This is a genomic window from Nocardiopsis alborubida (assembly GCF_012396365.1).
Classification (GTDB): Bacteria; Actinomycetota; Actinomycetes; order Streptosporangiales; family Streptosporangiaceae; genus Nocardiopsis; species Nocardiopsis alborubida.
Genome location: NZ_JAAXPG010000002.1, coordinates 194,363 through 212,076 on the forward strand (window position 1 = coordinate 194,363; position 17,714 = coordinate 212,076).

The 17,714-nt window shown below is 69.4% G+C and carries 20 protein-coding genes; 15 read left to right on the forward strand and 5 right to left on the reverse strand.

What is annotated here, in order from left to right:
* The first annotated feature begins 30 nt into the window (after nt 1–30).
* The 6 genes from hemC to HGB44_RS03220 all read left to right on the forward strand — a co-directional run bounded on the left by hemC (nt 31) and on the right by HGB44_RS03220 (nt 4,540).
* Nucleotides 31–951, forward strand: a complete 921-nt coding sequence (gene hemC / locus HGB44_RS03195; protein ID WP_061080249.1) for a hydroxymethylbilane synthase — start codon at nt 31–33, stop codon at nt 949–951.
* A 162-nt stretch (nt 952–1,113) separates the two neighbouring features.
* The gene (locus tag HGB44_RS03200) at nt 1,114–1,767 is read left to right on the forward strand and encodes an HAD family hydrolase (RefSeq protein ID WP_061080250.1); all 654 of its coding nucleotides are present in this window, start codon (nt 1,114–1,116) and stop codon (nt 1,765–1,767) included.
* Between the two features lie 165 nt (nt 1,768–1,932).
* Nucleotides 1,933–2,541 carry a hypothetical protein gene (locus tag HGB44_RS03205; protein WP_168443920.1) on the forward strand — a complete coding sequence of 203 codons (609 nt, stop codon included), beginning with the start codon at nt 1,933–1,935 and terminating at the stop codon, nt 2,539–2,541.
* Nucleotides 2,542–2,578: 37 nt separating this feature from the next.
* Nucleotides 2,579–3,148: a C39 family peptidase gene (locus HGB44_RS03210; RefSeq protein WP_231972394.1), complete on the forward strand. Its 570-nt coding sequence runs from the start codon at nt 2,579–2,581 to the stop codon at nt 3,146–3,148.
* A gap of 119 nt (nt 3,149–3,267) precedes the next feature.
* Nucleotides 3,268–3,588: a MazG nucleotide pyrophosphohydrolase domain-containing protein gene (locus HGB44_RS03215; protein WP_061080253.1), complete on the forward strand. Its 321-nt coding sequence runs from the start codon at nt 3,268–3,270 to the stop codon at nt 3,586–3,588.
* A gap of 226 nt (nt 3,589–3,814) precedes the next feature.
* Nucleotides 3,815–4,540 (forward strand): protein kinase family protein, encoded by a 726-nt coding sequence (locus HGB44_RS03220; protein WP_168443921.1) that lies wholly within the window; start codon nt 3,815–3,817, stop codon nt 4,538–4,540.
* A 530-nt stretch (nt 4,541–5,070) separates the two neighbouring features.
* Here HGB44_RS03220 and HGB44_RS03225 read toward each other — a convergent pair.
* From HGB44_RS03225 to fxlM, 4 genes are all read right to left on the reverse strand, one after another.
* Complete coding sequence (locus HGB44_RS03225) at nt 5,071–5,508, reverse strand: hypothetical protein (RefSeq protein ID WP_168443922.1); 438 nt, start codon at nt 5,506–5,508, stop codon at nt 5,071–5,073.
* 336 nt (nt 5,509–5,844) lie between these two features.
* Nucleotides 5,845–6,507 (reverse strand): 3'-5' exonuclease, encoded by a 663-nt coding sequence (locus HGB44_RS03230; protein ID WP_061080257.1) that lies wholly within the window; start codon nt 6,505–6,507, stop codon nt 5,845–5,847.
* A gap of 64 nt (nt 6,508–6,571) precedes the next feature.
* Entirely contained in the window at nt 6,572–7,708 is a 1,137-nt protein-coding gene (locus tag HGB44_RS03235; protein ID WP_061080258.1) for a hypothetical protein, read from the reverse strand.
* Between the two features lie 5 nt (nt 7,709–7,713).
* Complete coding sequence (gene fxlM / locus HGB44_RS03240; protein WP_082768319.1) at nt 7,714–9,237, reverse strand: methyltransferase, FxLD system; 1,524 nt, start codon at nt 9,235–9,237, stop codon at nt 7,714–7,716.
* Between the two features lie 45 nt (nt 9,238–9,282).
* Between fxlM and HGB44_RS03245 the strand changes: the two genes are divergently transcribed.
* The 5 genes from HGB44_RS03245 to HGB44_RS31555 all read left to right on the forward strand — a co-directional run bounded on the left by HGB44_RS03245 (nt 9,283) and on the right by HGB44_RS31555 (nt 13,333).
* Nucleotides 9,283–9,594, forward strand: a complete 312-nt coding sequence (locus HGB44_RS03245; protein WP_061080259.1) for a hypothetical protein — start codon at nt 9,283–9,285, stop codon at nt 9,592–9,594.
* 116 nt (nt 9,595–9,710) lie between these two features.
* Complete coding sequence (locus HGB44_RS03250; RefSeq protein WP_061080260.1) at nt 9,711–10,238, forward strand: putative phosphothreonine lyase domain-containing protein; 528 nt, start codon at nt 9,711–9,713, stop codon at nt 10,236–10,238.
* 148 nt (nt 10,239–10,386) lie between these two features.
* Nucleotides 10,387–10,524: a hypothetical protein gene (locus tag HGB44_RS03255; RefSeq protein ID WP_168443923.1), complete on the forward strand. Its 138-nt coding sequence runs from the start codon at nt 10,387–10,389 to the stop codon at nt 10,522–10,524.
* 319 nt (nt 10,525–10,843) lie between these two features.
* On the forward strand, nt 10,844–12,205 hold the full coding sequence (locus tag HGB44_RS31550) for a hypothetical protein (protein WP_210751119.1): 1,362 nt from the start codon (nt 10,844–10,846) through the stop codon (nt 12,203–12,205).
* A 681-nt stretch (nt 12,206–12,886) separates the two neighbouring features.
* Complete coding sequence (locus HGB44_RS31555; RefSeq protein ID WP_231972395.1) at nt 12,887–13,333, forward strand: hypothetical protein; 447 nt, start codon at nt 12,887–12,889, stop codon at nt 13,331–13,333.
* Nucleotides 13,334–13,576: 243 nt separating this feature from the next.
* Here the strand turns inward: HGB44_RS31555 and HGB44_RS03270 are convergent, their stop codons facing one another.
* Nucleotides 13,577–13,867: a hypothetical protein gene (locus HGB44_RS03270; protein WP_061080262.1), complete on the reverse strand. Its 291-nt coding sequence runs from the start codon at nt 13,865–13,867 to the stop codon at nt 13,577–13,579.
* A gap of 342 nt (nt 13,868–14,209) precedes the next feature.
* On the opposite strand from HGB44_RS03270, the gene HGB44_RS03275 reads away from it, so the two are divergent.
* The 4 genes from HGB44_RS03275 (at nt 14,210) to HGB44_RS03285 (ending at nt 17,689) form a co-directional block, all read left to right on the forward strand.
* Nucleotides 14,210–15,115, forward strand: a complete 906-nt coding sequence (locus HGB44_RS03275; protein WP_231972404.1) for a LysR family transcriptional regulator — start codon at nt 14,210–14,212, stop codon at nt 15,113–15,115.
* Between the two features lie 164 nt (nt 15,116–15,279).
* Nucleotides 15,280–16,170 (forward strand): MBL fold metallo-hydrolase, encoded by an 891-nt coding sequence (locus tag HGB44_RS03280; protein WP_061080264.1) that lies wholly within the window; start codon nt 15,280–15,282, stop codon nt 16,168–16,170.
* Between the two features lie 218 nt (nt 16,171–16,388).
* Entirely contained in the window at nt 16,389–16,520 is a 132-nt protein-coding gene (locus HGB44_RS32365) for a hypothetical protein (protein ID WP_267909041.1), read from the forward strand.
* The gene (locus HGB44_RS03285; protein ID WP_168443926.1) at nt 16,517–17,689 is read left to right on the forward strand and encodes a methyltransferase domain-containing protein; all 1,173 of its coding nucleotides are present in this window, start codon (nt 16,517–16,519) and stop codon (nt 17,687–17,689) included. Before HGB44_RS32365 ends, HGB44_RS03285 begins: the two co-directional genes overlap by 4 nt.
* Nucleotides 17,690–17,714 lie beyond the last annotated feature (25 nt).

The window sequence follows — 17,714 nt, forward strand, 5'->3', positions numbered from 1 at the left end:
ACCATAGCCGTTCCGTCAGGAAGAGAACGTATGCCCACGTGGAGGATCGGCTCCAGGGGGAGCCGTCTGGCCCAGACCATGGTGACCGAAGTCCTGGACCACCTGAACGCCGCCCATCCGGAGCACACCTGGGTGCGGCGCACCATCATGAGCGCGGGAGATCAGGACCGCACCAGCAGTCTGCGCGACCTCGCCTCCGCCTCCTCTGGGGCCGGGGTGTTCGCCGGCGCCGTCGAACAAGCCCTGCTGGCTGGTGAGATCGACGTGGCCGTCCACTCCCTCAAGGACCTGCCCACCGCCACCACCCCGGGGACGATGGTCGCTGCGATCCCGCGCCGCCACGAGGTGCGCGATGCCCTGTGCGGCACCACTCTGGACGCGCTCTCCCCCGGACACCGGGTGGGCACCGGTGCGCCCCGTCGGGTGGGCCAGCTCCACCACGCCTGCCCCGGTGTGGTGGCGGTCCCCATCCGCGGCAACGTCCCCCCGCGCCTGCGGCAGATGCGCGAGAAGGGCTTGTCCGGGGTGGTGCTGGCCGCAGCCGGGCTGCACCGGCTGGGCCTGCAGGAGAACATCACCGAGTACCTGGACCCCGCCTGGTGGCCGCCCTCTCCTGCCCAGGGGGCGATCGCGGTGCAGGTGCGCACCGACGACACCGCGTTGGCCCGTGTGGTGGCCGCGGTGCACGACGAGGAGGCAGCGGCCACCACACGGGCCGAACGTGCGCTCATGAAGATCCTGGGGGGTGGCTGCCATGTGCCCATCGGCGCTTATGCCACCACCCGCGCCGGAGGGCTACATCTGCTTGCCCAGGTGACCTCAACCGACGGCTCCACCACCATCCGCGCCGAGGCCACCGGAGTGACCGACCAACCGGAGATGGTGGGTGAGCACGTGGCTCAGCGGCTCCTGGACGAGGGGGTAGAGGCCGTCCTGGCCTCCAGTGTCTGAAGCACAGGGTTCTGACAGGTTCCGCATCCGACAGCGAGGGCGACGGGGGTCGTTCGGGCGGTGTGAAGGCGGGCGGGCAGGGAAATCACTGTTCTGGCTGAAGACTCGCCGAAGCGCGAGAACCCGGTTGTGTCCTTCCCCCTCCATGAACGGACAGACCCCATGTGCTCCGCCCCTGCCGCTCCCCCGTTTCGCGGGCTCATCCTCGACTTCGTCGGCGTCCTCACCACTGAGGTGGGCCCCTCATTGCGACGCTGGTGCGTGAGCCAGGGCCTGCCTGCCCACGCCTGGAGACACACCCTGGGGTACCACCCCGAAGGGCGCCGCCTGTACCAGGAGCTGGAGGCTGGACGTTTGGCCCAGGCCGAATGGAACCGGCTGACAGCCGCGCTGCTGCAGGTTCAGGAGCACGACAACCTCATGGGACGTGCCTGGGCGCAGGTGCAGCCTGCCGCACAGATGATCGAGCTGGCACACGCAGCACGCCGTGCTGGTCTGAGGACGGCGCTGCTGTCCAACAGTTTCGGCCGCGACCCCTACGACCCCTACCAGGCACTCGGTGTGACTGGGCTATGTGAGGTGACGGTGCTCTCCGAGGTGGAGGGCATCGCCAAACCCGATCCGCGAATCTACCAGCGCACGCTGGACCGGCTGGGTCTGGACAGCGCAGAGTGCATGTTCGTGGACGACAACCCCGACAATCTCGTCCCTGCTCAGGAACTGGGGATCATGACCGTGCACGCCGACGGCAGCCCTGGTCTGGCTCAGCGGGTCCAGAACCTGCTGGGCCTCGGTCACACCAAGGAGGGCATCTGAAGGTTCACCCCTTGCCCGCGGTGCGGCCCCAACTCGAGGAGCGTGCCGGCCCGACCCTGCTCCCCCGGTCGGACGTGGCCGAGGCCAACCGGGGCGGTTCCGATGGCGGAGTGACCTTCACGCTCATCCGGTGCCCTACCTACCCCTTCGACAGAATGGGCGCCCATGAACTCCCGACAGCACTCGCCAACTCCGGCTGGTTGCTCAACCACCCTCACCTACGGCTCCTTCACCGTCGGTGTGACCCCGGGCGTGCTCACGGCACCGACGATCGCCTGGTTCCGGCAGGGGGCGTGCCCGCTCATGGCTTGGGCCCTGATCCATCAGGCTGCCCAGCACGGCCGCGAGTGGGAGCTGGCCATCATCGGAGACGCCCTCAATTGGGGCGATTGGTGGCACATGGGAGCCGTGACCGAGGACCAGCGCTACTTCGTTGACGCCGGCGGGGCCACGGGGGTAGAGGAGGTGTGCGAGCAGTGGCAACAGGAACACCGCGATCGTCGTCACCCTGGCCACGACACCGCGCTGCGAACGGTCCAGACCTCCTTCTTCCTTTTCCTCTGGCCTGACCCGCGCACGGTAGACCCCTCTACCCGCAAGGTGACTCTGGAGTTCGCCGAGCACATCCTGACCGCCGAAGGGCTGGTGGGGTCGACCCACAGACGCCGAAGGACCACCTCACGCTCGCCCTCCCAGGGCCGTGAAACCGCACACGAAGGGGAGGACGATGCATTCACAGTGCGGAGCCTGTACGGGCCTGGCCACACTGCATGAGCCCGTACCGGCGATTACCCAGTACGCCTCGCCTGCCTTGATTGAACAGATCGCCTACCAGGGGTACGACCCTGGAGAAGACCCTGCCTGGGAGGTTTCAGGGGCGGCGTCGCAGGAGGAGTATGCCCGGTGGTGCCGGCACGCCTGCGGGATGGCGAGTTTGCGTATGGTACTGCTCCACCGTGACGGGCATGCCCCGCCCCTGATGGAGCTCCTGCACGGGGTACGTCGGGCAGGGGGGTATCTGGAGCAGGCTGACGGATCGGTGAAGGGCTTGGTGTACGCGCCGTTCGTGGAGTACGTCCGTGACCATCACGGTCTGCGCGCGCAGGTCCGCACCGACCTGGACACCACAGCGATGCGCGCGGAGCTGGACCGTGGGCGGATGGTGCTGGCCTCGGTCCACAAAGAGATCCGCCGCCCTCACCTTCCACCGCCGGGAAAGGGTGGACACTTGGTGTTGGTGATCGGTCACCGCAACGGCCGCTTCCATATCCGCAACCCATCCGGGCACACCCCCGAGGCGGTCTCCGCTGTGCTGTCCGAGGCACAGGTCTCCCAGTTCTCCGCTGAGCGCGGCATCGTCGTTGACCCCACTGGGCTCTGATACGGGTCCAGAGCCGGGGCCGTTTCTCGGATCTGGCGTGTTCGCCCGTTTGCCCACCTACGGGGGCGCTGCGCTGGTAGCGTCCGTGCTCTGATCCCTCCTCTGTGAAGGCGCTCTGTATGCAACCGCTGTCTCCCGGCCCGCTCACCCTGGCGCAGATCCAGGAGTACGTGGCGAGGATGGAGCTGGAGCGCGGCTTCGCCGGCAGCACCACGATCGAGCAGGCCCTGAAGCTGGCAGAGGAGACCGGGGAAGTGTGCAAAGCCGTGCGCAAGGGCGCTTCGCTCAGCATGGACCCCAACAGCTCGGTCGGGGAGCTCGGTGCAGAACTGGCCGACGTGCTGATCTATCTCGCGTCGATCGCGAACCGGGAAGGCATCGACCTGAGCCAGGCCCTGCGGGACAAAGAGTGCGTGAACGAACAACGCATCTGGCAGTGACTCCCCCAGCGCCCACCCCTTGCTGGCAGGTCGGGGACGCTCACAGAGGGTTCTCGGCGCCCGGCCGCGTAGAAGACGTAGGCGGCTCACGTCGTCCGCCTCCTGCCCGGGCAGAAGGGGCGCTGGGCGATGAACCGCGGACCCGCCTGCTGGCTACTCCCAGAAACCGAGGACATGGATTCCGAGCTCACCGAACTCATCACCCCACACCGGGCGCATCACCGACGTGAGCCCTGTTGCCGAGGGCAGTGACTACTCGACCACTGCCGTGGGCACCGGCCAGGAAGGGCGCGTGTTCCTCAAGGCCGTCCCCGACCGTCCCGGAGGCGTGCTGGCTGAGGTGGAACGTGAGGGGCAGATCAACGCGCACCTGGACGGGCTGGCCCCGCCCCTGCTGTGGCAGGCCCGCGGGGCCGGGTGGTTCGCGCTGGGGTTCGAGGTGATCGAGGGCAGGTCGGCCGACTTCGCCCCGGGCTCACCGGACCTGCCCCGAGTGGTGCAGGCGGTGGACCAGATCGCCGCTCTCCCCGTCCCGGAGGTGGCCCGCTCGTGGGTGGAGACCCGGTGGGACCGTGCTCTGCCCGGGGAGACGGTCGAGGTGGTCCGTGGCAACCACCTGACCCATGCCGACCTGCACCCCCGCAACATCCTCATCGACCGCACCGACCGGGTGTGGGTGGTCGACTGGGCATGGCCCACCGTGGCCTCGGCGCTCGTGGCACCGTCGTGCCTGGCCGTGCAGCTGGTCTCCTCGGGCCATGACGCGGCCGAGGTGGAAAAGCTCCTGGCGGCGTCCACCCTGTGGGGGCAGCTCGACCTCGACGCGCTGGCGGTGTTCGCTCGGGCCGATGTGTTGATGAACCGGCATTACGCGAAGATCCGCCCCGAGCAGGAGTGGCGGAAGGCCTTGGCCGAGGCCGCTCAGCGGTGGGCCGACCACTGGACTGAGTAGCAATACGTCGCAACTATTTGTCGCTGGCCCACTCCTTGACCTGCGGTGTTCTCGGGCGGTGAGACTAGCCTTCTAGGGGTGAGCCGGCCCGAGCGCGAGCTCGGCGCATCGCCACGACAGTTTCTGGGCGTAGTCGACGTGTCCCAGGGCCGTCATCTCTACGTCTCGCACGTCCTCGAGTGTGACAGCGGGCAGAGCGCGCCGGGCTCGCTCAGTGTTGATGGCTTCCAGCAGTAGCGCCCGTTCAGCGAACACCCAGGCCGGGGCTGTTTCTCCCCCATGTGTGCGAAAGCCCGGCCGTGTGTCTCGTCGGGCAGACTCGCGCCTCAGCAGACGAAGCAGATCCCCGTTGATGCGATGCACCTCTACGTGGTCCATGGAGAGGCCTTTCTTGAATGTTCGCTGTCTCGTGCTGCTACGGGGCGGTTGCCCAAGGCCTACTGCGCGCGAGTTCGTGTGGTGTCCCCCGGGACCGGCCTCCCGTTCTGCTGCTCCTGCGATGGTGGCTGGTGTGGCAGGCGGGAGCCAGGTCAGAACGGCGGCCCGTCCTTGAAAGCGTCAGTATCGATGACGCGCAGGCCTACAGCCCTCCACCCCTGGACGCTGACACGGTCCTCGTGATCGCTTGCCCACCAGCGGCTGACGGCGTCGTGTAGAGCGTGGTCAGCAGTGGGTCCGAGCGTGCGCAGGTAGTCCAGCAGGGCCTGTTCGTCGATGTCCCACCGGGAGCCGTAGGTGGCTAGGGGCAGATGATCGTTGTTGGCCAGGCCGAAGGCGTCAGCGACGTTGGCATAGACCGCGGGTACCCGAACGGCTACGCCCGACGTCACCTGGGTGTCCATGAGAGCATCGGCGATACAGTTGGCCTGGTTCAGGGTGAGCCGGATACGGCGTAGTTCGGCGGCCAGCGCGTAGCGGAACGTGCTTACCTCGACGCGGACCTGCTCGGGGCGGGAGTTGCCCTGCATTCGTTCAGCACGGTCGTCCAGCCAGGTAGCAGTGTCCTCATCCAGCCGGACTTGCACTCGGTTATCACTCATCGTTCTCCCTCGCAGGTGGGGTACTGGGCCGAGGCGACTGCTCGGTGCCGTCAGCCTCAGACACACCATGACACAGACTGGTGACAACTGTCAGCAGAATGAGTCAAGCTCGATGTGGTCAGCTCCCCTGCGATGTGTAAGCAGCGCTACCTCGAGATCCGACCGGCCCTTCCCCACGGCGCGCCCTCGGCACACCCACCCTGGTACCACGCGTAGAGGCCACAGCTGCACGACCTCGGCGAGGGTGTCAGTGATAACGGTCGGTCACAGGTCGAACAGGTCCTGTTGGACGGGCCGGTTGGCCTTGGCGGTGCGTCCAGCGATCTTGACCAGCCCAGCGAGGTCTCCGATGGTTCCTTCGCGGTCGGCAGCGTCAATGAGCCGCATGAACACCAGCGCTGTGGCGTCGACGTCGGCGTAGGCCCGGTGGCGGTCCGCGGGGCGGGGAATCGCGAAGTGGGTGAGCAGCGTGTCGAGCCTGTAGTTGTCCAGATTCGGGACCAAGTGCTTGGCGAGCGGGATGGTGTCGATCAGGTTGATGCGGGCCAGGGTCGGGCAGTGCTCGCGCTGGTGGTAGAGGAGGTTGGCCTCGGTGGTGGCGTGCTGGGCCACCAGCAGATACCGGGTGCCCGCGGTGAAGCGCCGGTCCAGCGCACCCAGCGCCTGGGCGGGGGACGGCGCCGTCGCGAGCTGTTCCGGGGTCAGGCCGTTCAGAGCCGTGGTGGCGGCCGTCACGGGAGCGAAGGCTGGCGGGCGGATGAGGGAGGTGCTGCGGCCGGCCTCCCTCCAGCGGCCGGACCCGTAGCGCAGCGCCAGAGCAGCGACCTCGATGGGCTGAGGGGGGCGGCCTGCGGGGGTGGTCGCCTCGAAGTCCAGGACTACCCACACAGTGCCCAGGAAACCCGGATCCTGCGTCAACCCGCCCATGTGCCCTTCCTCGTGCTGTCGTGGGGCCTGCCAAGCACCGCTGCGAGGCCCGGGCCCTTTCTGTTCACCGAGTCGGTGGTGTGGATACAGGTGAGGTGGAAGGGCATTCGAGGGTCCTGCGCACAGTGAGTGCGGCCTGGTCTATGGCTGTGGTGAATGCGCAGCGGTGGGTGGTGGGTAGTTCGCCAGTGTCGATCCCTGCTGCTGTCAGGACGTTCGTGAGGCGCTGGTGGTGTGCGTGGCTCAGGTACGGGCCGAGCCCGCAGTGGGCGAGCGCCTCCCGGGCCGCGTAGGCGTCGAGTGCGGCCGCTGCGGCGGTGGCCTGCCGCAACGGTTCCAGGTCTGGGTTGGTGTGCTCGTGGGGCAAGTCCAGGGCGGCCAGGCCGACGCGGGTTTGGAACACAGCCGCCTCAGGGTGGGGAGAGGACAGGGCTGTGCTTGCTTCGCGCAACGCGGTGTCGATGTCCTCATCGGGTGCGAAGGCTCCCTGGGTCGGGCAGGAGGCGCGCAGAAGCGCCAAGACCGTGCTCTCCCAGGGTTCGGTGGGGGCGGAGGCGTCGATCGTGGCGCGGGCCTGCTCGTAGAGGTCCTGTTCCAGCAACGACATGATCAGCACCTGGCGGCCGTCCAACAGCCGGGTTCCGACCCCGCGGTGCGCCCGCATGGCGTCGGCGGCCTGGGTCCAGCGACCGAGACGGGCCAGGGCGCGGGCGCCGTCGACCAGCAGGACGCTCCACAGCTCCTGGCACACCGGCCGGTGGTCCGGGCCCTGGGTGAAGGGGCCCAGGTCGACGTCACGGCCGAGGATGCGTGTGCTGGTGCGCTCCTGAGCTGCTTGGTAGAGGCGGGTGAGGATGCTGTAGGCGCCCTCGCCGTCGCCGCTGCGGGTGAGCAGTCGGGAGAGGTTGACCAGGGGCATCAGACCCATCACAGCGATCTCACCGGACAGGTGGGGGGCTTTGGTGAAGATGTGGAACTGACGCCAGCACAGGTCAGCGGCGGTCTGGGGCATGCCCAGGTCGGAGGCGATCAGGGCGGCGTAGTTGAGGGCCGCGCAGGCGCGGGCCACCTGGTCTCGGTGGCTCGCGCCTGCGGGTTCGACGGCCAGCCCGGCCAGGTGGTCGATGCGGCTCTGCAGCGGCAGGGCGGGTTCCTTGCGGCGGCGTACCAGGGGCAGCCGTCGGGCGATCGGGGGGATCATCGGGGTCAGCTCCGGCGCGGCCAGTCGACGACCAGGCGGCTGTGGGGTTTGTCGATGACGAACCCGTCGGTGCTGGTGAGCTGGTCCCGGGCCGCGCCGGTGGCCATACGGAAGCCGGGCTCGGGGGCGGTGTTGCCCCATCCCTGGTCCCACTCGCGGGTGCGGGTCAGGACGTGGTCGGTGAGCTCGGTGGCGCGCGGGCCGTGGCCGATGACGCCGATCTCCCAGAACCGGCCCTGGTCGTCTTCGCCCTCGCGGACGGTGAAGTAGGCGAGGGTGGCCCCCTCCAGAGCGGCCATGGCGCCCCAGCCGAAGCTCGGGGTGAAGCCGGGGCGCGAGCCGGGCATGCGGGATAGGCCGTTGGGGAGCGTGCAGGCCAGGTACAGGTACAGCCACTCCCAGGGGGCTCCGGCCCGCAGCTTCACTCCGGTGTAGGCCTTGACCGGGGGGTGACCCAGGGCGGTGCTCAGCCCCTCGCGGTTCACGTCCTGTTCGCTGAAGGTCTCCACGTGCAGGGCGCCTTCGCCCTGGAGGGGGACGCGGGTGTAGACGTCGTTGCACACGCCCTCGCGCAGGGGCACGAAGGTGCTCATCTCACACGAGACCGTCCGCCAGCAGTTGCCGTCGCGCTCGAACGCGAAGCTGCGGGAGATGCTGCCGCGGATGCGCATGGGCAGAACCAGGCGCCCGCCGGGGGCGAGCTGGTCCAAGATCTTGACGGGGATGTCGCCAGCTCCGACGGTGAACTGGATGCGGTCGTAGGGGGCGTGCTCGGGCAGCCCGGCGGCGCCGTCGCCCAGCACTGGGGTGACGTTGTCGGCCCCGGCCTGGGCCAGGTTGGTGCGGGCGGTCTCGACCAGGTCGGGGTCGACGTCGATGGTCCATACGTGCCCGCGGGGGCCGACGAGGCGGCTCAGGAGGGCGGCGTTGTACCCGCTGGCCGCCCCGGCTTCCAGGACCCGGTGACCGGGTTGGGCGTCGAGCTGCTCCAGCTGGGTGGCCACGATCGAGGGGGCGGAGATGCAGGAGATCATCTCGCCGGTCTCGTCGTGCTTGATGGGCACGGCGTCCTCGACGTAGGCCTGCTGGGGGTCCACTCCGGGCAGGAACCGGTGGCGTTCGACGTGGCGGAAGGCGTCGGTGATGTGGGGGGTGCGCAGGCGCTGGGCGTTGGTGAGGCGGTCCACGAGTGCGTGGCGCAGCTCAGCGGGCTCGGTCGCGGGGGTTGGGGTGTTCAGGGTGTTCTCCATTCGGGTCAGCGTAGGGGTCGCCGTGTCCCTGGGTCGGGTGGACACGTCGGTGGTGGTGAAGGCCAGGTGGGAGCCGGTCAGGGCGGTGGCGGCCTGCTGGTCGGCGGCTATGCCGGCGCGGTTGAACGCGAAGATGGCGTGGTGGGCCAGCACGGCGCGCAGCCCCCGGGTGAGGTGCCCACGGGTGGCCAGGACACGGAGCTGGGTGTCGGCGTTGGCGAAGGCCTCGATCCGGTCCTGCCATCCGGGTTTGGGGTCGGGGCGGCGGGTGGCGTTCATCAGGCGACGCATGGCCGTGGCCGCCTGGTCCAGGGCAAGGCGGGAATGGCCGCCCGCTACTTCGACGGTGCGCTGCGCGCCTCCGCCGAAGCCAACGACCCGACCGCCGGCGCCTGCGCTGCCTCTTTCGCTGCGATCCAGTGCTACTCCACCCCCGGCCAGGCCGAGAAGGCCATCGACCTGCTCCAGACCGCCCGGAACCGGGTGCGCTGGCACGCCACCCCGCGTATGCACGCCATGCTCGCCGCACGCACCGCACGCGCCCTGTTCGTGACCGGCGCCAAGCAGGAGTGCGCCCACCAACTACACCTGGCCCTCACCGCCCTGAGCCAGGGCCCCAGCCAGCCAGGCCGATGACCGGACCTTCGACTTCTCACTCTGGCGGCTGAGTTCGAGGAAAACTCCCCCTCGGCGACCGGCGAACCGCGATGCTGAGAACACACTCTGGTGGCATGCGAAAAGGAGCTCCGTCGATGTCCCCCTGGCGCTACGCCGTGAACCTGGCCGCGACCGAGACCGAACGTAAGGAGGTGGCTGAGCTGGTCAACGCCGGGTTCACCGGCAAGTGGATGCCCTTCACTGCTCCCGAGCGGGTAAACGGGGTGTGGGCGGCCATCGTGGAGGCCACCGAGGCCGGGCGCCTGGGCTGGAAGGCCAAGGTCGCCACCGAGAACAAGCCCGGTAAGGACCGGCTGATCTGCGTCTACACCAGGGACTGGCGCGACCGGCGCGACGTGGCCCGCGTGCTGGGCGAGCTGCGGGCGATGGGGATCGACCAGCGCCTGTCCTACAAGGAGGACGCGGCCACCCACGCCCTGCTTTACGGTCAGGGCGCCTCCCTGTACGTGGCCGGACCCGGGTCGGAGGGCTTCACCCAGCGCCGTGACGCCTGCACTACAGAAGACCAGCATCCGATCTTCGGTGCCCCTGGAGAGGAACTCGAGCGCACCCCGGAAGAGATCTTCGCGCGCGCCGAGCCCTACGGTCCGTTCCCGAGCTGAAAGGGTGCCCCCCATGTCAACCTTCGACGAGGGTGCGCGTCCGGGGGCACGCTACTGCCCGAGGTCACCGCGGCCTGGCATTTCGAGCGCAACGCCGACAGCGGAGCTGGCCGCTGCGGCGCGCGGCTTCGCCGATAAGGCCCAGGGGATGATCGCCGCTGTCGACGTCGAACCCGCCACGTCGGCCCTGCTGGTGGCCGAGTGGCGGTGGTGGGCGACCAAGCACCTCCAGGGCGCTCTGGCCTCCTGCCGTCGGGCATCCAGCGCTACGGACGCCTGGACGTAGTGCTGTGGTACCCAGTCTTCGTCACCGTCGTGGTCGAGGTCGGCTCCGTCCCGACCGCTCCTCGTCCGCCAATCTGGCCTTCGCCAGCGACGTCGACGTCCTGCCCCTGTGGGTGAGCTTCGGTCAGGGTCCAGCGGAGGGGCCCACGGGGATGCCGGTGGCGGACCTGTGCCAAGAGCTCGCACTGATCCGCCAGAGTTGGTGAACACAATCCTGCACACAGAGTCCGGGGTCCGGCGGCGGGGCGGCGCCGTCGCACTGCAGTCGTGTTCCTCGATTTCGCCCCCAGGTTAGAGGCGACCCGGTCATACTGCTGGTCGTGAGCTACACGTTGGTCGAAGCACGGTTCGACTCAGACCTCCACGCGCGCTGGTCAGTCTTCTTCGACGACCTCCACATCAACTACCTGTACACGCCCTGCACATTCAAGGACAGAACGGGCCAAGATTACTCGCCCGCGTTCTACCTTCCCGAGCAGAAGGTGTGGGTCCACGCCGAGGTAGAACGCGCACCACAGTGGTGGAATGAGTTCCGCCTGAACGCCAGCAAGTTGCTGCGAACGAACAGATCCCAGTTCGCCCCTCAGTGGCGCGGTGACGCCCTCCTGACGGTTGGCCCGTTCCCCTTCCCGTACCTGTACAACACGCCCGCAGGGCCTTGGCACCCCCACGAGGACCCCGATGTGCAGATGGGTGGAAAGGCCCACTACGAGTGGACGCTCTGCCCGATGTGCGGAAGCTTCGGCGCTACCTACTTTGGGTACGCCGAACAGCTACCGTGCCGGTGCCTGGAATACGAGGGTCACAGAAAGGTGCGCAATGGTGACGACTCCCGGCTCCTCCGGGCCTACCGGTCAGCCTATGAGGAGAACACCATCAGGCCGACCGCCGCGGGAGGCCGGGTCATCCGCTCGGCGATCCTTAACCCCGACGATCCGCCGCCGTTTCAGAGCCGACGCTGCGCAGGCGCCTGCCAAACGGTCGCGGAACTGACCGGCGCCGACTCCCCCGGCAACCCCAGCGCCCTGGAAGGCGCTGAAGCCCTGTGTGGCCTGTGCCCGGAACTCGTGTGCGGGGAGTGCGCACAGCGGCCGACCGATGAAATCGGCGGACACTGCCAGGTGTGCGCGCCGCGCCCCCTGCTGAGTGAATTCGGTGCGCGCAGGGCGCTCAACGCCTACGTCACTGCCCAGGCTGGCCCCCCAGGAACGCCGGACTTCGAGAAGGCCTGTGCCTTCTTCAACAGCGACATCAACCACGCCATGGGAGTACGCAGCCGCCCCGACGCCAGCATCGCTGACCTCGTAGCGGGTCTGAACTTCGCCCACGACGAGACCGACTCCGCAGAGCCTGGTATCGAACACCTCATGGCCCGACGCAAGGCTCGCACCGACGCTTACTACAAGGAGCTGCGGGAACGTTCCAAAGCGGCCAAGACCAGCCCTCTCAGCCAAGCTCAGCACGATTACCTGGTCAGGCTCGCCCACCGGGTGGGCCCTGAGGTCTTTGATGCCCACCTGGCGGTCGCGATTCGGGGCACGGATATCGCACCGCGGGCGCGCAGGGAGCTGTGTGTGCGGGTGATCGATCGGCTGACCGGGGCGACCGCGAGCAAACTCATCTCGCGGCTCAAGGCCCATCTGCGTCGACCCGCCCCGAAATCGAAGTCGAAACCGACGTAACGACGCAGTCGGACGTGGGGGTGCGCGGAGGTCAACCACGCCTGCCGTGGCGTGAAAATGAGGTGGGGGGTAGTCCGACACGCTTCGCTCACCGCGTCTCATTGGCTGTTCCCGGTGTTCGAGCGGGGTGGCTCCGACTTACGCGGCCCAGAAGCGGGGACCAGGAGAGCCTGAACGCGACCTCGTGTGCCACTGGGAGCTCGCTGCTTCTGCCTGATCGGCCAGTGACTCGGTTGGTTGTTACGGCCTCCAGGAGCTGAGGGGAAGGAAGAAGCCGTGACGTTATCGCCTGCCGTTGCCCGATCGGACATGATCGGGGCATGGCATGACGCAGCCACCGCCATGAGCCTGAACACTCAGAGCGATCTCGATCTCCGTCATGGTGTGGGTGACCGTACGGTGAGCGGTCCCGTCATCCATCCCGTTGAGGGTCGGGCGTGGCTGCGTCTGATGCCCGCGCCGGCATCGGGGGGCCGGTTGTGGGAGGGCAACCCGTTAGCCGAAAGGCTTCTTCCCCCGTCCATCCCCCGGCCTCGACTGCTGGCCGAACACACCTGGGGCGAGCCTCCCGACGTGTTCCAGGCCTTACTGTTCTCCTTTGTCGAAGCGACCCCGGTGTCTGCGACGCCCGACCTGCGCGCGCCACTGCCCCGCGGGCTCGGCTCCGCCTGGTGGGCAGAGTTGCGCACCGTTCTTCACCGGCTCGGCCAGGTGCCCGTCCCCGAAGGGCGTCGGAGCCACACGCCGGGCTTCCTCGACCGCATCCCCACCTACCTGCCCGAGGCGGGAGAGGCCGGGGTGGACCTGAAGGTGGGGACGTGGGTGACCTCGCACGCGGACCTGCACTGGGCCAACCTCACCCACCACCCGCTGGTGCTCATGGACTGGGAAGGGTGGGCTGCGGCACCGCTGGGGTACGACGCTGCGGTCCTGCACGCCTATGCCCTACCCGAACCCGGTACAGCTGCCGTGGTCCGTGAGGTCTTCGCCGACGTGCTGGACACAGAAGAGGGACGGCTGGCACACCTGATCATCTGCGCCGAGATCGCCCAAGCGGCCGAGCGGGACCCGATCCACCGGAGACTGGCCCCGTACGCGCGCCGGTTCGTCCTGGAGTTGATGGGCTGATCGTTGCTCGTGACCATCTCGGTTGAGCATCTGCTCCGGTGAACTGCTCAAACGGTCACGGGTTGGCTGAGCAGGTTGGTGAACCCCCAGACCCTGACTCGCGAGGAGGTGGACACACGGCTGGACTGCACCGACGAGGGCTTGGCCCTGCTGCTGACCCGGTACACCGTCGGATCCGAAGAGGCCCTGTGCCGAGCCCAGCAGCGCGCCCTGCCTTTTCTGCGTCCAGGGGCGGCCGTGAGGTCAGGCCGCCAACCCGGGCCAGTGCGGGGTTCCGACTCCGGCCGCGTGCAGGGCCGTGCGCAGGAGGGCGCTGAACAGCGCGGCGTCCTCCGCCTGATCTGCGGACGTCACTGTCGCCGACACCACCAGCTGGTAGCCGGACAGACCGCCCGTCACGGTCGGGTTCACCGCGTCCGGGAGCTGGCCGAGCACGGCGACCAAACGGTGCGTGCACGCCTCGAACGCGGCGGCGTGGGCCGCTTCGTCGGCATCCTTGGTGGGGGTGAAAGCCACGGTGGCATGGAAGCGCATGGAACGACCGTAGCCCGGGTGCCCCTTCCGTGCCGGGGTATCCCGGGAACTTCATGGGGGCCGAGTTCGCCTGGACCCTCGCTGATGTCGCCGGAGGGTGGCCACCCTCCGGCTGAGACGAGAACGCCACGGCCACGAAGAACACCACCACGTCGGCCGCCGCTGAAGCCATCGTGCGGGCCTGCCACTGGCTGGTGCAGGGTCTTTCGCGTGCCCGGGCCCGAAACGACCCGGGACGGGTCCGCATGGTCTGGGTACACCCTTTACCAGCGCTTTCCCCTGTTATGGGCGGAGGGGATCGTACGGTGCCGCTTCACCCACCGAAGGGAAGCGCCTGTGTCCATGCCTTTGTACGCCGACCCCACCGACATCGCCCTCATCCAGGGCATCCGGGACCGCGGCAGCATCGCAGCCGCCGCACGCAGCATGCCCCTGAGTCCCGCGGCAGCCGCCAGACGCCTCACCAGACTGGAAAACCACATTGGAGGCCCCCTCGTGAACAGAGGATCGCGCACCACCACACTCACTCCGCTGGGAAAGCGGTACGCCCGCTGGGGCGCCGAGGTCCGCGCCCTGTGGGACTCCCTGCCCGACCACCCTGACGACCCCGGCACCGACACCGTCTACGTCGCGGTCCTGGGCGCCGCCCTGGGCCCGAACGGCGGAGCCATCCTCGAAGAGGTTCGCCACCGCTACCCGTCAGTGCGCCTGGTGGAAATGCCGGTGACCGCCCGTACCATCGGCGACCCCATCGCCGGAGGAGCCGATATCGTCTTCGGCCAGCTGCTCGGGGACGAGGAACGCGAACTGGGCTGGGAGACGCGGGTGACCGGTGAATGGGACCGGGCCGTGGTCGTTCCGGCCTGGAGCGACTACGCCGACGCCGACCGGCTCGCGCCCACCGAAGTGGACGGGCCTTGGCTGTACTCGCCCGCCGGGGACCGCCGCCACGCGAAATGGATGGACGACACCCCGGTGGCCGAGGCGCCCCGCGACATCGTCGTGGACACCCCCTGGCGGGTGGCCGGCGCGGTGGAGATCTCCGGCCGCCCAGGTCTGCACACCATGATGGCCGCCCCCTACATGCGCACCCCCGGCACCGCGTGGGTGCCTCTCCAGGGGCAGGGGCGCGGAGTCAAGATCGGCGTCGGTATCCGTGCCGGAGACACGCGGGCCGTGGTGCGCTCCGCCTTCGACCTGGCGGGCATGTGCCACGGCGCCGCCAATCTCGACGACCTGGACGCGTAGAGGCTGCTCCGGATTCTGTCAAGAGGTCAGCGGCGCACACTGTGCGCCGCTGACAGCTACCGGGCGGCCACGAGCCGTGGTGACCTGGAGATGGCCGCCCGGCCCACTCTCCTCCACCGTCCGGGCGGCCACCCAGGCCGTCACAGACCGGAGGTAGGAACAGGATGCTCGCCGACGCCACGCTCACCCGCACCCACCACACCCACAGCCCAGGCGCTCCGACCCTGTCTCGACTCAGCCCGCGGGTGTGGACCACCCGGTGGACCGCGAGCCCCGGCGCCAGCCTGCTGGTGGACCGTCACGCGAAGCTGACCCTGGTCGACCACGGGCTGACCCAGGAAGCCGCCGAAGAGCTACTCAGCGAGCTGTACACGAGCGCGCCGGGGCTGCGCGTGGCCCGGGTGGTCTGGCTGCGCTGGGACCACGGCCTCTCCGAGCGCGTGCCCCAGCGCGTGGAGCTCCTCTACCCCCGCCAGATGCAGGCCTCGGACGCGCCGCCGCCCGCGCCCGCGCGCCCGCAGGACCGGCAGTGCCGGGCCCGCACCCACCACACGCCGCTGATCGGGCTGCCCGACGTGACCCTGCACGCCATCGCCCCCGAGCAGGGCATCGTGTGGGACGCCGCCGACCGCATCCTGATCGCCGGGGACCTGCTCGCGCCGCTGGCGCCGGAGCTGAGCGCGCTGACCCCCACCCAGGCCGCAGCCGCGCTGGAATGGGCGCTGGACCACCAGCCCCGGACGGTGGTGGGCGCCCACGGCACCCTCATCCGCAGCACCGATCACATCGAACGCGCCCTGCGCGCCCGCCTGAGTTACCTGCGTGTGCTAGAGGGCGTGTGCATCCAGGCCCGCCGCACCGGCGCCCCGCCGCAGATCGCGGTGGGCCAGGCCATGGCCGACGGGCGCCTGGGCGCCTGGCCGGTCGCACCAGAGCGGCACTTGGTCAACATCCACGCCGGTTTGGCCGAGCTGGAGGGGCGGGCGCTGGACCTGCGGGAGGTGGTCGCGGACGTGCGCGCCCTCGCGTCCGCCCGCCCTGGCCGCACCCGGTGAACCGCCGACCCGCTCTCCTCCTGGAGCGGGCCCTTCCCAGGCGCCCTAGTCTCCGGGGCGCCCGGCCCCCGGCGTGCCTGCCCGCCGGGGGCTCGCCGTGTCCGCGCCCCCTTCGGCGCTGACCTGGCTGGCCAGGTTCAGACATACCCGTGACAGCCCGTCCGCCCCGGGCTACCGTCCAGGAGAGACCCCGTCCCCCGAGCAGCGAGGAACACCTTATGGGCACCCACGGTAACCAGGACAAACCCACCGACACCGGGCGCGGCAGCGACTCCGACGGCCAGCAGGGAACCAAACACGGCTCCGAAGGCCTGCCCAGCCCGTCCCAGGACGGACACGCCGGCACGTGAGCCCCGGCGCAGCCCTGGCCCGCGTCTTGAGTGCCAAGGGCGCGCTCACCGACCCGGCCTGGCAGCGCGCGGTCCTGGCCGTGGACCGCACCGCGTTCGTGCCCGACACCGTGTGGGCCGCCGACGGCGACGGCTGGTTCACGCCCCTGCCTCGCGCGCACGCCACCGTGCAGCGGTGGATGGGCGAGGACGTCTCCCTCATCACCCAGATCGACGACGGCCACCCCACCGGCGCCGACGGGCGCGGACGCACCCCCAGCAGCTCGCTGTCCCAGCCCTCCCTCGTGGTGGCCATGCTCCAAGCCCTGAACGCCCGCGACGGGATGCGCATCCTGGAGATCGGCACCGGAACGGGCTACAACACCTCCCTGCTGTGCGAGCGGTTCGGGGCCGACGCGGTCACCTCGATCGAGATCGACCCCAGCGTCGCCGAGCAGGCCCGCGACGTGCTGGACCGGCTCGGCTACAAACCCACCCTGCTCATCGGCGACGGCGCCGCCCCGACCCCGGGCGAGTACGACCTGCTGCTGTCCACGGTGGCCGTGCGCCACCTGCCCGCGGCCTGGTCGGCGGCACTGCGCCCCGGCGGGGTCATCGTCACCCCGTGGTCGCCCGGTGCGGGGTTCGCCTCCGCCTGCCTGCTGCGCCTGGAGACCTGCACGGACGGGGGCGCCCGCGGGCGCCCGCTCGCCGACGCCGCCTTCATGCTCATGCGCAGCCCCGCCCATCGGCCTGAGCCATTGGGCCGGGACGCGTTCGTGGACGAGGACGCCCCCGGTGTGCGCCAGGGCCTGATCCAGGTCAACCCCCGGGTCGTGACCGACCGCCACCCGGGATGGACGCTGGCCCTGGGCCACCTGGTCCCCGGCCTGGGCTACGCCGTCTACGAAGCCGACATCGACGCCAACCCGGCGGCGGCCGGGGAAGCCACCATCTACGTGTTCGACCGCGACGGCGCCTCGTGGTCGCTGGCCGAGTACACCCCTGCCGGGTCCCCCTTCGAGGCGAAACGGTACGGGCCCCGGGACCTGTGGGCGGAGATCGCCGCCGCCCGCGCCGCCTGGCAGGCGACCGGATCTCCCGGCCGGGACCGGCTCGGCGTGGACGTAGACCCCACGGGACACGCCCACCTGTGGGTCGATGAACGCGACAGGCCTTTAGCTGTGTAGGACAGGTAGAACTCGCAGAGGTTCC